Genomic DNA, 13,793 nt, shown 5'->3' with positions numbered 1-13,793 from the left:
AGCACATCGGATGGACACCAGCTGCGACATCCTGGTCATCGGCGGCGGCATCGCGGGTCTGTCCCTGGCCTCCGAACTGGCCGAGCGGGCCGACGTGGTGGTCATCGAAGCGGAACCGACCCTGGGCTATCACACCTCCTCCCGGTCGGCCCGGCAGCTGATTCCCAGCTACGGGCCCGCCATCGTGCAGGCGCTGACCATCCGCACGCTTGCCCTGATCCGCGCCCTCGAGGCGGACCTGCCGCAACCCCTGCTGACGCCCCGCAGCTTCATGCTCATCGGCGACGAGGAAGACGTCCGGGACCGGGCCAGCGGGCACATGCACCCCATCACCGCCGCCGAGGCTTACGCCCTGGCGCCGGAGCTGCGTGAGGGAGCGGTCACCGCCGCCGGCCTGGACACCACCTCGGTGGCCTGCGACACCAGGGGCCTGCTGGACTGGCACATCGCCAGGATCCGGGACCACGGCGGACGGATCCGTACCGGAGCCAGGGCGGGCTTTGCCTCCCGGAACGCGGCGGCGGGCCCCGGATCGGGAGCCAGCGTCGACGGCACGAGGTGGGTGGTGCAGACCCCTTCGGGTACCGTCACCGCGGGGAAGGTGGTCAACGCGGCGGGAGCGTGGGCGGACGACGTCGGCCGGCTCTTCGGCGCCCGTCGGCTGGGGCTCCAGGCTTACCGCCGCACCGCCGCGCTCGTGGACGTCCGCAATCCGCCGGCACCGGACGGGCCCATGGTGGCCGACGCCGGGGACAAGTTCTACTACCGTCCCCTCGACGGGCGGGTCCTGATCTCACCGGCAGAGAGCGAACCGAGCATTCCAATGGATGCCCAGCCAAGGTCCTCGGACGTGAGCGCCCTGATTGACCTGATCGACTCGGTGACCACCCTGGACATTGCGGGGGTGGAGCACGCCTGGACGGGGCTGCGGACCGAGGCGCCCGACGGCGTGCCGGTGGCGGGCTACGACGCCGACGTGCCGGGCTTCTTCTGGATGGCCGGGCAGGGCGGCTACGGATTCCAGACCTCATCCGCGCTGGCGGAATTCGCCGCCCACCTGCTGATGGGCGATGAGATTGATCCCGTGACCGCAGCGGCCCTGGCGCCCACCCGGGCCGGCCTGGGCGGCTGAACCGCGCCGTCGGCACCTTGGCCGCGGGTCAGGTGCGGAGCGCGGACAGCCGCGAGCGGAAGCCCTCCAGCATGGCCGAGAGCGCCAGGTCGAAGGCCCGGTCGGCGGCCTCGCCCGGATCCCGGGGACGGTCGCGGGCGGCGGCGGTGAACCGGGGCGCCAGGTCGGCGAGCTCGCCCGGATCGAAGATGTCGGCCGGGGCCGTGGCATCGTATGCGGCGCCGAAGACCAGCGACTCCACAGCCACGATGACATCGACGGCCTCTGCGCCCGGCCACCCGGCATCCATCAGCCCGCGGGCGACAGCCTCATACATCTCGAGGGTGTGCGGGGAATCGCCCACCGGCAGCACGGCCATGACCGGAATCATCGCGGTGTGTTGTGCGTAGCAGTCCCGGTAGGACCGGGCCCACCGCTCCAGGGCGGCGTCCCAGGCCAGCACGCCGAAGCCGGAGCGGTCGATGCCCCGGTTGATCCTGTCCTGGACCCGGACCAGCACATCCCTTTTGGAAGGTGTGTGGTTGTACAGCGCCGACGTGGAGACCTTCAGTTCCCGGGCCAGCTCCGTCATGGTCAGGTGCCGGTAGCCCCGGTCGCTCACGATCCGGATCGCGGCGTCGGTGATTCCTTCAGTGGAGAGCAGGGGCTCGGTGGGGCGGCCGCGTCGTCGGGCGGTGCGGGCGATGGCCATGGAGCTCCTCGGAACGGACGGGCGGCGCAGGACGGCAGGGAGGCTGGAACCAGTCTAGGCCGGTGCATTACGGAGCCTGTGTTAATTCCATGTTTCGGACCTTGACGCGGGTCCTCCCCGAGCCACTTAATGAATCTAATTCATTTCTTGTCGTGAGGGAGAACACACCGTGTCGGATCAGAGGACACTGGGCAGCATCAAGGCCATCGAGCGGGACGTCGTCGTCGTCGGGGCGGGCCCGGCGGGCCTGATGGCCGCGCGCACGCTCGCCGCGGCCGGCAAATCCGTGGCAGTGCTGGAGGCCCGCGACCGGGTCGGCGGACGTACCTGGTCCCGCACCATCGACGGTGCCTTCCTGGAGATCGGCGGACAGTGGGTTTCGCCCGACCAGACGGAGCTGCTGGGCCTGCTGGAGGAACTCGGCAAGCAGACCTTCCCGCGCTACCGTGACGGCGCCGCCGTCTACCTGGGCGTGGACGGCACCCGCCACACCTACACCGGCACCACCTTCCCCGCCGGTGAGCAGACCATCGCCGAAATGGACCGGCTCACCGCCGAGCTGGACGCCCTGGCGGCTGAGATCGGGCCGCACGAGCCGTGGGCCCATCCGCGCGCCCGCGAGCTGGACACCATCTCCTTCCACCACTGGCTGCGCTCGCAGTCCTCCGACGAAGCGGCCTGCAACAACATCGGGCTGTTCGTGGCCGGCGGCATGCTGACCAAGCCCGCGCACTCCTTCTCCGCGCTGCAGGCCGTGCTTATGGCTGCCTCGGCCGGTTCCTTCTCCAATCTGGTGGACGACGGCTTCATCCTGGACCGCCGCGTCGTCGGCGGCATGCAGTCCGTGTCCGAGGCCATGGCCGCCGAACTGGGGGAGGACGTGGTGTTCCTGGAGACTCCGGTGCGCGCCATCCGGTGGGGCGGCCCGGAGGACACCTACGCCGAGCATGCGCCCGGCACGCCGGTCACCGTGTGGAGCGACCGGCTCACCGTCACGGCGCGCGACGTCGTCGTCGCCGTCCCGCCGAACCTGTACTCCCGCATCTCCTTTGAACCGCCGCTGCCGCGCCTGCAGCACCAGATGCACCAGCACCAGTCGCTGGGCCTCGTGATCAAGGTCCACGCCGTCTACGAGACCCCGTTCTGGCGGGACGCCGGCCTCTCCGGCACCGGCTTCGGCGCCGGCGAACTGGTCCAGGAGGTCTACGACAACACCAACCACGGGGACCCGCGCGGCACGCTGGTGGGCTTCGTCTCCGATGAAAAGGCCGACGCCGTGTTCGCCCTCCCGGCGGAGGAGCGCCGCCAGGCGATCCTGGCGTCCCTGGCCCGGTACCTCGGTGACGAGGCGCTGGAACCGGTGGTCTACTACGAGTCCGACTTCGGTTCGGAGGAATGGACCCGCGGCGCCTACGCCGCCAGCTACGACCTCGGCGGACTGCACCGGTACGGCGCCCACCAGCGCACCCCCGTCGGGCCCATCCGCTGGGCCTGCTCCGATCTGGCCGCCGAAGGCTACCAGCACGTCGACGGCGCGCTGCGCCAGGGCCGGCAGGCCGCCCTTGAAATCCTCGGCACCGACGCCCCGGAAGCCGTTCCCGTCACCAGCAAGGAGACCGTCGCATGAAAACCCGCCTTCCCGCCGCCCGCAACGGCGACCCTGCCCTGGGCGGACATGCCAAGGGCCTCAGCGCCGGTTCGGTGGGCCTGCTCGGCTCCCTGGTCATCGGCGTCTCCACCATCGCCCCCGCCTACACCCTCTCCGGGGCGCTGGGCCCGACGGCGGCGGAAGTCGGCGTGTACCTGCCGGCCATCCTGCTGGTCGGCTTCGTTCCCATGCTGCTGGTCGCCATCGGCTACCGGCAGCTGAACCGGGCCATGCCCGACTCCGGCACCACCTTCACCTGGGTCTCCAAGGCCTTCGGCCCCTGGCTGGGCTGGATGGGCAGCTGGGGCCTGCTGGCCGCGACCATCCTGGTGCTCTCCAACCTGGCCGGCATCGCCGTGGACTTCTTCTACCTGGCCCTGGCCCAGATCACCGGCAATGACGGCCTCGCCGAACTGACCCGCAACGTGCCGGTCAACATCGCCACCTGCCTGGCCTTCGTCGCCGCCGCCACCTGGGTCTCCTACCGGGGCATGGAAGCGACCAAGGCCGTGCAGTACGTGCTGGTGGCGTTCCAGCTGATCGTGCTGATCTGGTTCTCCGTTGCCGCCTTCGGACACGTCGCCGGCGGAACGGCCTTCGACGGGCTGAGCATCCGGCCCGAGTGGTTCAACCCGCTCGGCGTGGAATCCTTCTCCGCCTTCGCCGCGGGAATCTCGCTGTCCGTGTTCATTTACTGGGGCTGGGACGTCGTGCTGACCATGAACGAGGAAAGCCGCGGCGCGGCAACCACTCCCGGCAAGTCGGCGATCGTCACCATCCTGGTGATCGTCGCCCTCTACATGACCGTGTCCCTGGGCGTCCTGTCCTTCTCCGGCGTCTCGGACGAAGGATTCGGCATGGGCAACCCGGACATCCAGGAGAACATCTTCGCCGCGCTGGCCGGCCCCATCATGGGCCCGTTCGCCATCCTGATGTCCCTGGCCGTGCTCTCATCCTCCGCCGCCTCGCTGCAGTCCACGATGATCTCGCCGGCCCGCACCATGCTGGCCATGGGGCACTACGGCGCACTGCCGGGCAAGTACGCGCACGTCACCGAGCGCTTCCGCTCGCCGGGCTACGCCACCGTGGCCTCCGCCGTCATCGCCTCGGTCTTCTACGCCGTGATGCGCGTGGTCTCGGAGAACGTTCTCTGGGATACCATCACCACGCTGGGCATGATGGTCTGCTTCTATTACGGGGTCACCGCCTTGGCCTGCGTCTGGTACTTCCGCGGCGATGCCTTCCGCAGCGTGAAGGGCTTCCTGGCCAAGATCCTCGCCCCCCTGATCGGCGGAATTCTGCTGCTGGTGTTCTTCGTGCAGACCTCCTACGACTCGATGGACCCGGAGTACGGGTCCGGATCCGAGATCGGCGGCGTCGGGCTGGTCTTTATCCTTGGCATCGGGATCCTGGTGCTCGGCGTCGTCGCGATGCTGATCCAGTACCGGCGCAGCCCCGACTTCTTCTGGAACCGCTTCGAGACCACCGAACTGCCGGTCGACTGAGCCGGCAGGCCGCGTCACTCCGCTTCACCACCGCCCCAAACACCACACCGAAGGAACCGCTCCCGATGCACTTCACTGGTCCCCGCACTCCCGGCATGCCGGCAGCTCCGGCAGCCGCCATGCCGGCCGGAGCGGCCGCTGATCCGGACGTCCCGGCGCTGCGCATGCCGGGGGAGTGGCACCGCCACGAACGCACCTGGATGGCTTTCCCGCCGCCGAACGACACCTTCGGCGCGGACGGTTCGGACACGCTGGCCCGGGCCCGGCGGGCCTGGGCGGCCGTGGCCCGGACCATTGCCCGGTACGAGCCGGTGACCGTCGTCGCCGCTCCCGACGACGCCGCAGCCGCCCGCGCGGCGCTTGGCATCGGGGGAGACGGCAGCGGCGACGACGCGGGGCAGCCCGACATCACCGTGGTCACCGCACCACTCGACGACGCCTGGCTGCGCGACTCCGGGCCCACCTTCGTGCACGCGGCGGACGGTTCGCTGGCGGCCGTGGACTGGGTGTTCAACGGGTGGGGCGCCCAGGCATGGGCGGCGTGGGAGAACGACCGGCACCTGGGACGCGTTGTCGCCGGGCAGGCGGGTGCGCCAGTATACGCCAGCGGTCTGGTCAACGAGGGCGGCGGCTTCCACGTGGACGGGGCAGGCACCGTGCTGCTCACCGAGACCGTCCAGCTGGATCCCGGCCGGAACCCCGGCGCCACGCGGGAGCAGGTGGAAGCGGAGATCCATGCCCGGCTGGGCACCGACACGGCGATCTGGCTGCCCCGCGGCCTGACCAGGGACTACGACGAGTTCGGCACCCGGGGGCACGTGGACATCGTGGCCGCGTTCGCCGGGCCGGGCACGGTGCTGGTGCACCGCCAGGACAATCCGGCCCACCCGGACTTCGAGGTGACCCGGCAGATCCGCGCCGTCCTGGCCGAGGCCGTCGACGCCCGCGGCCGGAAGCTGGACATCATCGAGGTTCCGGCGCCCACCGTGCTTGACGCGGGCGACGGGTTCGTCGACTACTCGTACATCAACCACTACGTCGCCAACGGGGCGGTGATCCTGTGCGCCTTCGACGACCCGAACGACGCCGTCGCCGCCGACATCCTGGCCCGTGCCTACCCGGGCCGCACGGTCGAGCTGGTCGAAGCCAGGGACATCTTCGCCTTCGGCGGCGGCATCCACTGCATCACCCAGCAGCAGCCCACGGCGCAACCTTCCCCCAGCTCCGCGGCGGGCGGGACGGGAACCGCGTCTGCGTCCGCGGAGCGCACCGCGGAGGCGGCTCGGTGAGCGGCGCCGAAATCGACGTCGTCGAGGCGTCCATTGCCGAGCTGCGTGCCGCGATGGAGCAGGGGAGGACCACCAGCGAGGAACTGACGGCCGCCTATCTGGCCCGCATCGCGGCATATGACGCTGCCGGTCCAGCGCTGAACGCGATGGTGGTGATGAACCACGATGCACTCGCCGAGGCCCGCGCCGCCGACGAGCGGCGGCGGCGGAACGAGGTGCTGGGGCCGCTGGACGGCATTCCCTACACCGCGAAGGACAGCTTCCGGGTGCGCGGGCTCACCGTGGCGGCGGGCTCGCCCGCCTTTGAACACCTGATCGCACAGGATGACGCGTTCACGATCGAGCGGCTGCGGGCCGCCGGCGCGGTGCTTATCGGGCTGACCAACATGCCGCCGATGGCCAACGGCGGCATGCAGCGCGGGCTGTACGGCCGCGCCGAGAGCCCCTATAACCCTGCCTACCTCACCTCGGCGTTTGCGTCCGGTTCCTCCAACGGCTCCGGCACCGCGACCGCCGCGAGCTTCGCGGCATTCGGCCTGGGTGAGGAGACCTGGTCCTCCGGGCGGGCACCGGCGTCGAACAATGCCCTCTGCGCCTACACGCCCTCACGCGGGGTGATCTCGGTGCGCGGCAACTGGCCCCTGGTCCCCACCATGGACGTGGTGGTTCCGCACGCCCGCACCATGGCGGACCTGCTGGAAGTGCTGGAGGTGGTGGTCGCCGACGACCACGAGACCCGCGGGAACTTCTGGCGCGTCCAGCCGTGGATTCCCATCCCCGCTGCCTCGGCCGTCCGCCCCGCCTCCTACCGCTCACTGGCACCGGCGTCGCCCGCGGACGCCCGGCAGGCCCTGGCCGGCGTCCGCCTCGGCGTGCCGCGCATGTATATCAACGCAGACCCCGATGCCGGCACCGCCGCCAACCCCGGGATCGGCGGGCCGACCGGACAGCGCATCCACACGCGGGACAGTGTGATGGACCTCTGGCACGCGGCCCGGGCAGACCTGGAAGCGGCCGGCGCGCAGGTCATCGAGGTCGACTTCCCGGCCGTGAGCAACTACGAGGGCGACCGCCCCGGCGCGCCCACCATCGCCACCCGGGGCCTGGTCAGCCCCGAATACCTGCGCCGCGAGCTGCTGGACCTGGCGGCCTGGTCCTGGGACGACTTCCTGCGGGCCAACGGGGACCCGGCCCTGAACCGGCTGGCCGACGTCGACGGCAGGAGGATCTTTCCGCATCCGGAGGGAGCGCTGCCTGACCGCTATGACGGGTTCGAGGACGACATCGCCGCGTATCCGCAGCACGTGCGTGAGCACGCCGTCGACTCGGTGGAGCAGATCCCGCACCTGGCCGAGGGCCTGCGCGGGCTGGAGGAAACGCGGCGGCTGGACCTGGAGCAGTGGATGCACGGACTGGGGCTGGACGCCGTCATCTTCCCCGCAGCGGCCGACGTCGGGCCGGCCGATGCGGACGTCAACCCCGCCTCCGCGGAGCTGGCCTGGCGCAACGGCGTGTGGGTGGCCAACGGCAACCTTGTTCCCCGGCACTTGGGCATCCCCACGGTGACCGTACCGATGGGAACCATGCCGGACACCGGCATGCCGGTGGGCCTCACCTTCGCCGGCAAAGCCTGGGATGACACCGCCCTGCTGCGGCTGGCGGCCGCTTTCGAGGCCACCGGGCGGCGTCGAACGGCCCCGCCGCGAACACCCCCGCTGGGGGTCTGAAGGAGCGCGGAAGAGGCGGGGCAAAGCCCCGGGAGAGCGGCATCGCGAACGTGTGAGCAACGTCTCATCTGTTGGGCGTAACGAATCGAGCAACACCTGCGGGTTTGGTCAACTCACGAGGCGGCTGTGCATAGAGTTGTCGTGTCAGGCCGGTTCCGGCAAACCCCTCGATTCCTCTCTTCCGCCTTTGCGTTTCCGAAAGGTCCCCGCAGTGCCAGATCTTTTGCCGCCACAGTTCGTAGGCGTGCAGCAGCGTCCGTTCTACCACCGGGCGCGCACCGCCCTGACATGGATTTCCGTGATCTGGCTGGCCGCGGCCGTGCTGGGCATCGGGTTCTTTTCCGGCGGCACCACCAACCTGGCTCTGTCCCTGGCTCTGCTCTACGGCACCGGCATGGCGCTGGTGGTGGTCCTCGTCGCGCTGTACCGCTGGCTGAGCGGCTCCGCCCGCCGCCGCAACGCAGCGGTTCCCGACGACGCCGCTGCCGCGGTCTTCGTCGATGCGACCCGTTCGGCGCAGGAGGAACTGTGGGCGGCCCTGCTGCCGCCCAGGCCCGTCGGACTGCCCGGCGTCCGCACGGCGGTCACCACCGAGGAGGCCCGCCGCGCCCTGGCCACGGCACGGAAGTCGGCAGCGGCAGCGCCGCGCAGCGCGGTGGAGCCCGAGGCCGCCGTCGCTCCGGCTGCGACGTCCGCCGCTGTCCCGCCCCAGGCCGCCCCGGCGGGCCGGCCTGCCGCGGAGGCCTCGAATGCCGAGGTCTCGGGGACGCGTCCGATGAAATCGGCCGTCAGCAAGAAGGCCGTTAAGAAGTCGGGAAAGAAAACGGCCCGCAAGCGCCCGGCAACGGCCACTGGAGCCGGGGACGGCAAGCGCCAGGCGTCGGACGCCGGAGGCGGTGCCCAGCGTCCCGCTGCAGCCAAGCAGGCGTCGGACGCCGGAGGCGGTGCCCAGCGTCCCGCTGCAGCCAAGCAGGCGTCGGGGAAAGCGTCCGGCCGACCTGTGCAGACGAAGCCCGGGTCCGGGAGCCGGCCCGTCGCGAAGTCCGGTTCCGCCGCAACAGGTCCGGGCAAGGCCTCCTCCAGCTCCAGGGACTCCGGCCACGGACGTCCGGAGGCCACCCTTCGGACCCGCGAACTGCTCACGGGCAACGGCCGTGGACACCTGTCCCTGACCCCGCCTGTGGGCAGCGGGCCGACTTCGCCGAGCCCGCGCGCTCCCCATCGGGACGACGCCGTCCGGCGTGACTCGGAGCGCAAGGCCTCCTAGCGTCTGCGGAAGGCCGGGGACAGGTCCCCGCCTTGCTCCGGCTGCTGCTTTGAGGTGGAGGAAAAGCTCTCAGGGAATCTCCAGCCTGCTGACAGTACCCCTTCAGCAACGGCCATTAACGTAGTTAGTACCTCATAAGGGTGCGAGTGATGAATGGATGGAGTAGTGACCCATCCAGGCGCCGGCAGATTAGGGTTGATCCCCCCAACCAACCCCGAATCTGCCGGCGCTTTCTCATTTAACCCGCTAGCGACCTGCGCCGAGGATGCAATACGGGGTGCCTCCGTTGACTGCGGCTATCCCGTCCGGAACTCCCCGAAGGATCCGTCCCCGGCGCCGAAGCCGTAATCGACGCTTTGGACCGCTCCCGGCGTCTCCGGTCCCTGCAGCCATTCGAGCAGTCCGTCGAGAGCCGGCCGGGGCCCCTCCGCCAGGACCGTCACCGAACCGTCCGGCTGGTTGCGGACTTCCCCCACGAGCCCCAGCGCCTGGGCCCTGCGCAATGTCCAGTAGCGGAAGCCCACGCCCTGCACCTCGCCCCGCACCCGTGCGGACAGGCGGGCGGCTCCTGAGTGCTGGTTGTCCATGGCGGACACCCTAGCGCCGACGGTCGTGCCCGGCCAGATCCGGCGGCTGCACCGCTGCGGCGCTCCTCCGGCAGAATGGGGGCATGCCTTCCACACCCTCCCCGCCGGTCAGCGGGCTTCCCCCGTCCATGGCCGTCCGGCGTCGGCTGCGGTTAGAAGTGCTGATCGTCCTTGGCCTCTCGCTCGGCCAGTCCGGGGTTTACGCTCTCGTCAACCTGCTGGAGAAGCTGTCCCGGGGGCCGCTGGACGGGCAGGTGACCACTCTCAACCCGCCGCTGGACGAGAGCCCCTACTTCGACCTGACCTATCAGCTGCTGAACATCTTCTTCGCGCTGATGCCGGTGGCCCTGGTGCTCTACCTGCTCGCCGAGCCCGGCCGCAGCCCGTTCCGCCGGATCGGCTTCACGTTCTCCCGCCCGGGACGGGACCTGCTGCTCGGGCTGGGCCTGGCCGCGGTCATCGGCGTCGGCACCCTGGGTGTGTATGCCGCCGGCCGCGCCCTCGGGGTGACCACCGCCGTTGTCCCTGCCGCGCTGGACAGCTACTGGTGGACGATTCCGGTGCTGGTCCTTTCGGCCATCCGGCATGGCGTGGTGGAGGAAGTGATCATCGTGGGTTACCTCTTCACCCGGCTGCGGCAGCTGGGTTGGTCCGCTCCGGCGATCATCGTCACCAGTGCGCTCATCCGGGGCAGCTACCACCTGTACCAGGGCATCGGGCCGGGGATCGGCAACTTCCTGATGGGGCTGCTCTTCGGTGCGGTGTACTGGAAAACCCGGCGGATCATGCCGCTGGTTGCCGCCCACGCCATCTTGGACACTGCCGGCTTTGTCGGCTTCGCCCTGTTCGGCCCCGCAATCGGAATCGGAGACTGATGGACCACGTACAGCCGAAGCCAACCCACCCGCCCCTGTCCACGCCGTGGGGTGAAGCCCTGGACCCGGATGCGGTGCTGCCGGAACATCCCCGGCCGCAGCTGGTGCGGGAGGGCTGGCTGAACCTCAACGGACCATGGCAGTACGCGGTGACCGCGGCCGACGACGAACAGCCGCACGGCTGGGACGGACAGATCCTGGTGCCCTTTTCACCGGAGGCTCCGCTGTCCGGCGTCGGCCGCCAGCTGCAGCCGGACGAGGCACTCTGGTATCGGCGGTTTGTGTCCCTGCCGGAGGGTTTCAGCCGGGACAGGATCCTGCTGCACTTCGGCGCCGTGGACCAGAGCTGCACGGTCTGGGTGAACGGGGTGGTGGTCGGCGGGCACGACGGCGGTTACCTGCCGTTCACCCTCGACATCACCGCCGCGCTGGACGCCGGGCTGGACGCCGGGCTGGACGCCGGGCTGGACGCCGGGCTGGACACCATGCCGGGCGGCGCCGACGGGGAGCCGGCCGCCGGACCCGGTCATGAACTGGTGATCCGGGTCCGCGACATCAGCGATACGGGCAGCGCCTCCCGGGGCAAGCAGAAGCTCGAGCGCGGCGGAATCTGGTACACCGCCCAGTCCGGCATCTGGCAGACCGTATGGCTGGAGACCGTTCCCCGGAGCTGGATCCAGGAGGTGGTGCTCACCCCCGCCCAGACCCTGGACGCCGTCACCGTCACGGTGCAGGCGGATGGCGGCACGCCGCCGGGCGAGGAGGCCGCCGTCGTCGTACGCGCTGACGGCACCGAGGTGGCGCGCGGCACCGCCCGCCCGGGTGAACCGCTGCGGCTTCAGCTCCCCGGTGCCCGGCTGTGGAGCCCGGAGCATCCGTTCCTCTACGACGTCGAGGTCAGCCTGGGCGAGGACACGGTGCACAGCTACTTCGGCCTGCGCACGTTCGGCATGGGAAAGGACGGCGCGGGGTGGCGCCGGCTGCTGCTGAACGGGCAGCCCTACCCGCACATCGGGCTGCTGGACCAGGGCTACTGGCCGGACGGGCTGTACACGGCGCCGTCGGACGAGGCGCTGGCCTTCGACATCCGCACCGCCCGGGAGCTGGGCTTCACCATGCTGCGCAAGCACATCAAGATCGAGCCGATGCGCTGGTACCACCACTGCGACCGGCTGGGCATGCTGGTCTGGCAGGACATGGTCAACGGCGGCGTCGGGGACGGCCGTGCCCCCGAGCGGCTGCCCCTGCCGGGCCGGGGAAGCCGCAGTGACCGCCGCTATCGGAAGTTCGGGCGCCAGGACGCTGCCGGGCGCGAGGCATACCGCGCGGAGCTGCAGGCCACGGTCCGGCTGCTGCGGAGCGTGCCGAGCGTGGCGGTGTGGGTTCCGTTCAATGAGGGATGGGGGCAGTTCGACGCCGCCGACGCGGCCGCACAGCTGCGGCGCCTGGACCCCACCCGCAGCGTTGACCACGCCAGCGGCTGGCACGACCAGGGCGCCGGGGACATGAAGAGCCTGCACGTCTACGACCGGCCGTTCCGGGTGCGGCGGCGCTGGCGGTGGTCCCGGCGCGCCGTCGTGCTCAGCGAGTACGGCGGCATCAGCCTCCCGGTGCCCGGACACGTCTTCAACGCCGAAACCTTCGGCTACGGGAAGATCCTGCGCACGTCCGACAAGCTGACGGAGGCCTTCGTCCGGCTGCATGAGGAACAGATCGTGCCGGCGGTGCGGCAGGGGCTGGCCGCCACGGTGTACACGCAGCTGACCGACGTCGAGGACGAGGTGAACGGGCTGCTGACCTACGACCGGAAGGTGCTGAAGATCGAAGCGGGCGCGGTGCGGGAAGTGACGGCGGCGCTGCGGCGGGCTGCGGAGGAGTCCTGAGTCCCGAGGTCCGCTGTCGCTGCCGGTTTGGGAATCCGCTGCCGCTGCGTATCGGAGGGATTTCCCGCAGCGGCAGCATCAGCGCGGGCGGATAGGCCGACCTGTCCGTGGGAGACCTGCTCGGATGAGGCGCTGGACCAGGCTGCGGGGATCGGTAGGGGAGCGGTCGACGTCGTTCCAGGACCAGCGCACGAACCTCACCCCCGAGGCGCGGATGGCGTCCTCCCGACGCTTCTCCTCGAGCACGACACGCCAGGCATCATGAGCATTCTCTGGACCGGAGCCCGCCCCGTTTGTCGCGGATATCCGCGATGGAATCACGGAACCGGCCGCACGCCCGGAGTACTTCACCGCGCCGTCAAACTCGCCCACCACGTTCTCTTCTTCCCAGAAGAAGTCGGTGCGGAACTGCCCCTCAGACGTGTTGAAGACCCGCTGCAGTTCGGGCGGAGGAAACCCCATTCGGTGCATGACCGCGCGGGAGAGGGATTCCCCGGGGGACTCGCCGCGGGGATTGGCAAAGTCAAGCACCGTCAGGGCCCGAGTTCGTCGCACGTGTGCCGGCAGGCCCTGTGCGAGGCATTCCAGATCGGCTTTGTGCAGTGCAGGAAGCCCGCGGCTGCGGTCCGGGCGAAGGACATGGTCCATCGCGGGAACCGCACTCTCGAAGGGGAGATAAGCGGCCATATCCAGGACTGTTTGGGCACGGCTGGTCACGCGAAGGGCATCGAGCATGGCAGGCGGTTCGAGCAGGGCCCGCTGGACCCAGTGCAGATCACCGCGCCGTCGACCGTGGGACGGCGGGACGACCAGCAGCATCACCTCCGGCGGGCAGCGGAGGACGGGGATGCCCCAGAGCACGGCGGCTGATTGCTGAACCACGACCCGGTCGGTGGACAGCTGCGACGCAGCGGCGCGGACCCGGGCAGCCTGCCTTTCCCAAGGCGCAAGTCCCTGCCATGCGCGTGAATCCATATAAACGCCGGGCCGCAGGCGCACCAGTTCGCCGGACCGGCACCGAAGGGCGAGGGATCGCCGATTGGAGCCCAGCAGCTCCGCCTCCGCCGAGTAGATGAATCCGTAGTCCATCGGCCAAGGCTGCCGGACGGGAACCGATCCGTCAGGCGGGCCGGCGGGCGGTGTGGACAACTGATGCCCTGCCGGGCGCTTCCGAGCCGCTGCCGGTTTG

Annotated in this window: 11 protein-coding genes; 8 read left to right on the top strand and 3 right to left on the bottom strand. The window is 70.3% G+C overall.

The features are described 5' to 3' along the window. The first annotated feature begins 10 nt into the window (after positions 1-10). On the top strand, positions 11-1,132 hold the full coding sequence (locus AC5RUW_RS08840) for an NAD(P)/FAD-dependent oxidoreductase (protein ID WP_494160353.1): 1,122 nt from the start codon (positions 11-13) through the stop codon (positions 1,130-1,132). 28 nt (positions 1,133-1,160) lie between these two features. Here AC5RUW_RS08840 and AC5RUW_RS08835 read toward each other — a convergent pair whose 3' ends face one another. After that, positions 1,161-1,823, bottom strand: coding sequence for a TetR/AcrR family transcriptional regulator (locus AC5RUW_RS08835; protein ID WP_494160352.1), 663 nt, complete (start codon positions 1,821-1,823; stop codon positions 1,161-1,163). Between the two features lie 169 nt (positions 1,824-1,992). On the opposite strand from AC5RUW_RS08835, the gene AC5RUW_RS08830 reads away from it, so the two are divergent. From AC5RUW_RS08830 to AC5RUW_RS08810, 5 genes are all read left to right on the top strand, one after another. Then, positions 1,993-3,450, top strand: coding sequence for a flavin monoamine oxidase family protein (locus AC5RUW_RS08830; protein ID WP_494160351.1), 1,458 nt, complete (start codon positions 1,993-1,995; stop codon positions 3,448-3,450). After that, positions 3,447-4,976, top strand: a complete 1,530-nt coding sequence (locus AC5RUW_RS08825) for an APC family permease (protein ID WP_494160350.1) — start codon at positions 3,447-3,449, stop codon at positions 4,974-4,976. The genes AC5RUW_RS08830 and AC5RUW_RS08825 overlap by 4 nt, the downstream gene beginning before the upstream one ends. Positions 4,977-5,041: 65 nt before the next feature. Further along, positions 5,042-6,265 (top strand): agmatine deiminase family protein, encoded by a 1,224-nt coding sequence (locus tag AC5RUW_RS08820; RefSeq protein WP_494160349.1) that lies wholly within the window; start codon positions 5,042-5,044, stop codon positions 6,263-6,265. Then, positions 6,262-7,992: an amidase gene (locus AC5RUW_RS08815; protein WP_494160348.1), complete on the top strand. Its 1,731-nt coding sequence runs from the start codon at positions 6,262-6,264 to the stop codon at positions 7,990-7,992. Before AC5RUW_RS08820 ends, AC5RUW_RS08815 begins: the two co-directional genes overlap by 4 nt. 211 nt (positions 7,993-8,203) lie before the next feature. After that, entirely contained in the window at positions 8,204-9,259 is a 1,056-nt protein-coding gene (locus AC5RUW_RS08810; RefSeq protein ID WP_494160347.1) for a hypothetical protein, read from the top strand. A 296-nt stretch (positions 9,260-9,555) separates the two neighbouring features. Here the strand turns inward: AC5RUW_RS08810 and AC5RUW_RS08805 are convergent, their stop codons facing one another. Continuing rightward, the gene (locus tag AC5RUW_RS08805; RefSeq protein ID WP_494160346.1) at positions 9,556-9,846 is read right to left on the bottom strand and encodes an acylphosphatase; all 291 of its coding nucleotides are present in this window, start codon (positions 9,844-9,846) and stop codon (positions 9,556-9,558) included. A gap of 83 nt (positions 9,847-9,929) precedes the next feature. Between AC5RUW_RS08805 and AC5RUW_RS08800 the strand changes: the two genes are divergently transcribed. Both AC5RUW_RS08800 and AC5RUW_RS08795 read left to right on the top strand, forming a co-directional pair. Then, on the top strand, positions 9,930-10,721 hold the full coding sequence (locus AC5RUW_RS08800; protein WP_494160345.1) for a CPBP family intramembrane glutamic endopeptidase: 792 nt from the start codon (positions 9,930-9,932) through the stop codon (positions 10,719-10,721). Next, on the top strand, positions 10,721-12,604 hold the full coding sequence (locus AC5RUW_RS08795; protein WP_494160344.1) for a glycoside hydrolase family 2 protein: 1,884 nt from the start codon (positions 10,721-10,723) through the stop codon (positions 12,602-12,604). Before AC5RUW_RS08800 ends, AC5RUW_RS08795 begins: the two co-directional genes overlap by 1 nt. Positions 12,605-12,682: 78 nt before the next feature. Here the strand turns inward: AC5RUW_RS08795 and AC5RUW_RS08790 are convergent, their stop codons facing one another. After that, positions 12,683-13,693: a type IV toxin-antitoxin system AbiEi family antitoxin domain-containing protein gene (locus AC5RUW_RS08790; protein ID WP_494160343.1), complete on the bottom strand. Its 1,011-nt coding sequence runs from the start codon at positions 13,691-13,693 to the stop codon at positions 12,683-12,685. Between the last annotated feature and the right edge of the window lie 100 nt (positions 13,694-13,793).

The sequence above is a fragment of the Arthrobacter sp. Y3222053 genome (genome assembly GCF_059092805.1).
The sequence above is the reverse complement of the archived record's forward strand: the minus strand, read 5'-3'. Positions and strand labels throughout refer to the sequence as shown.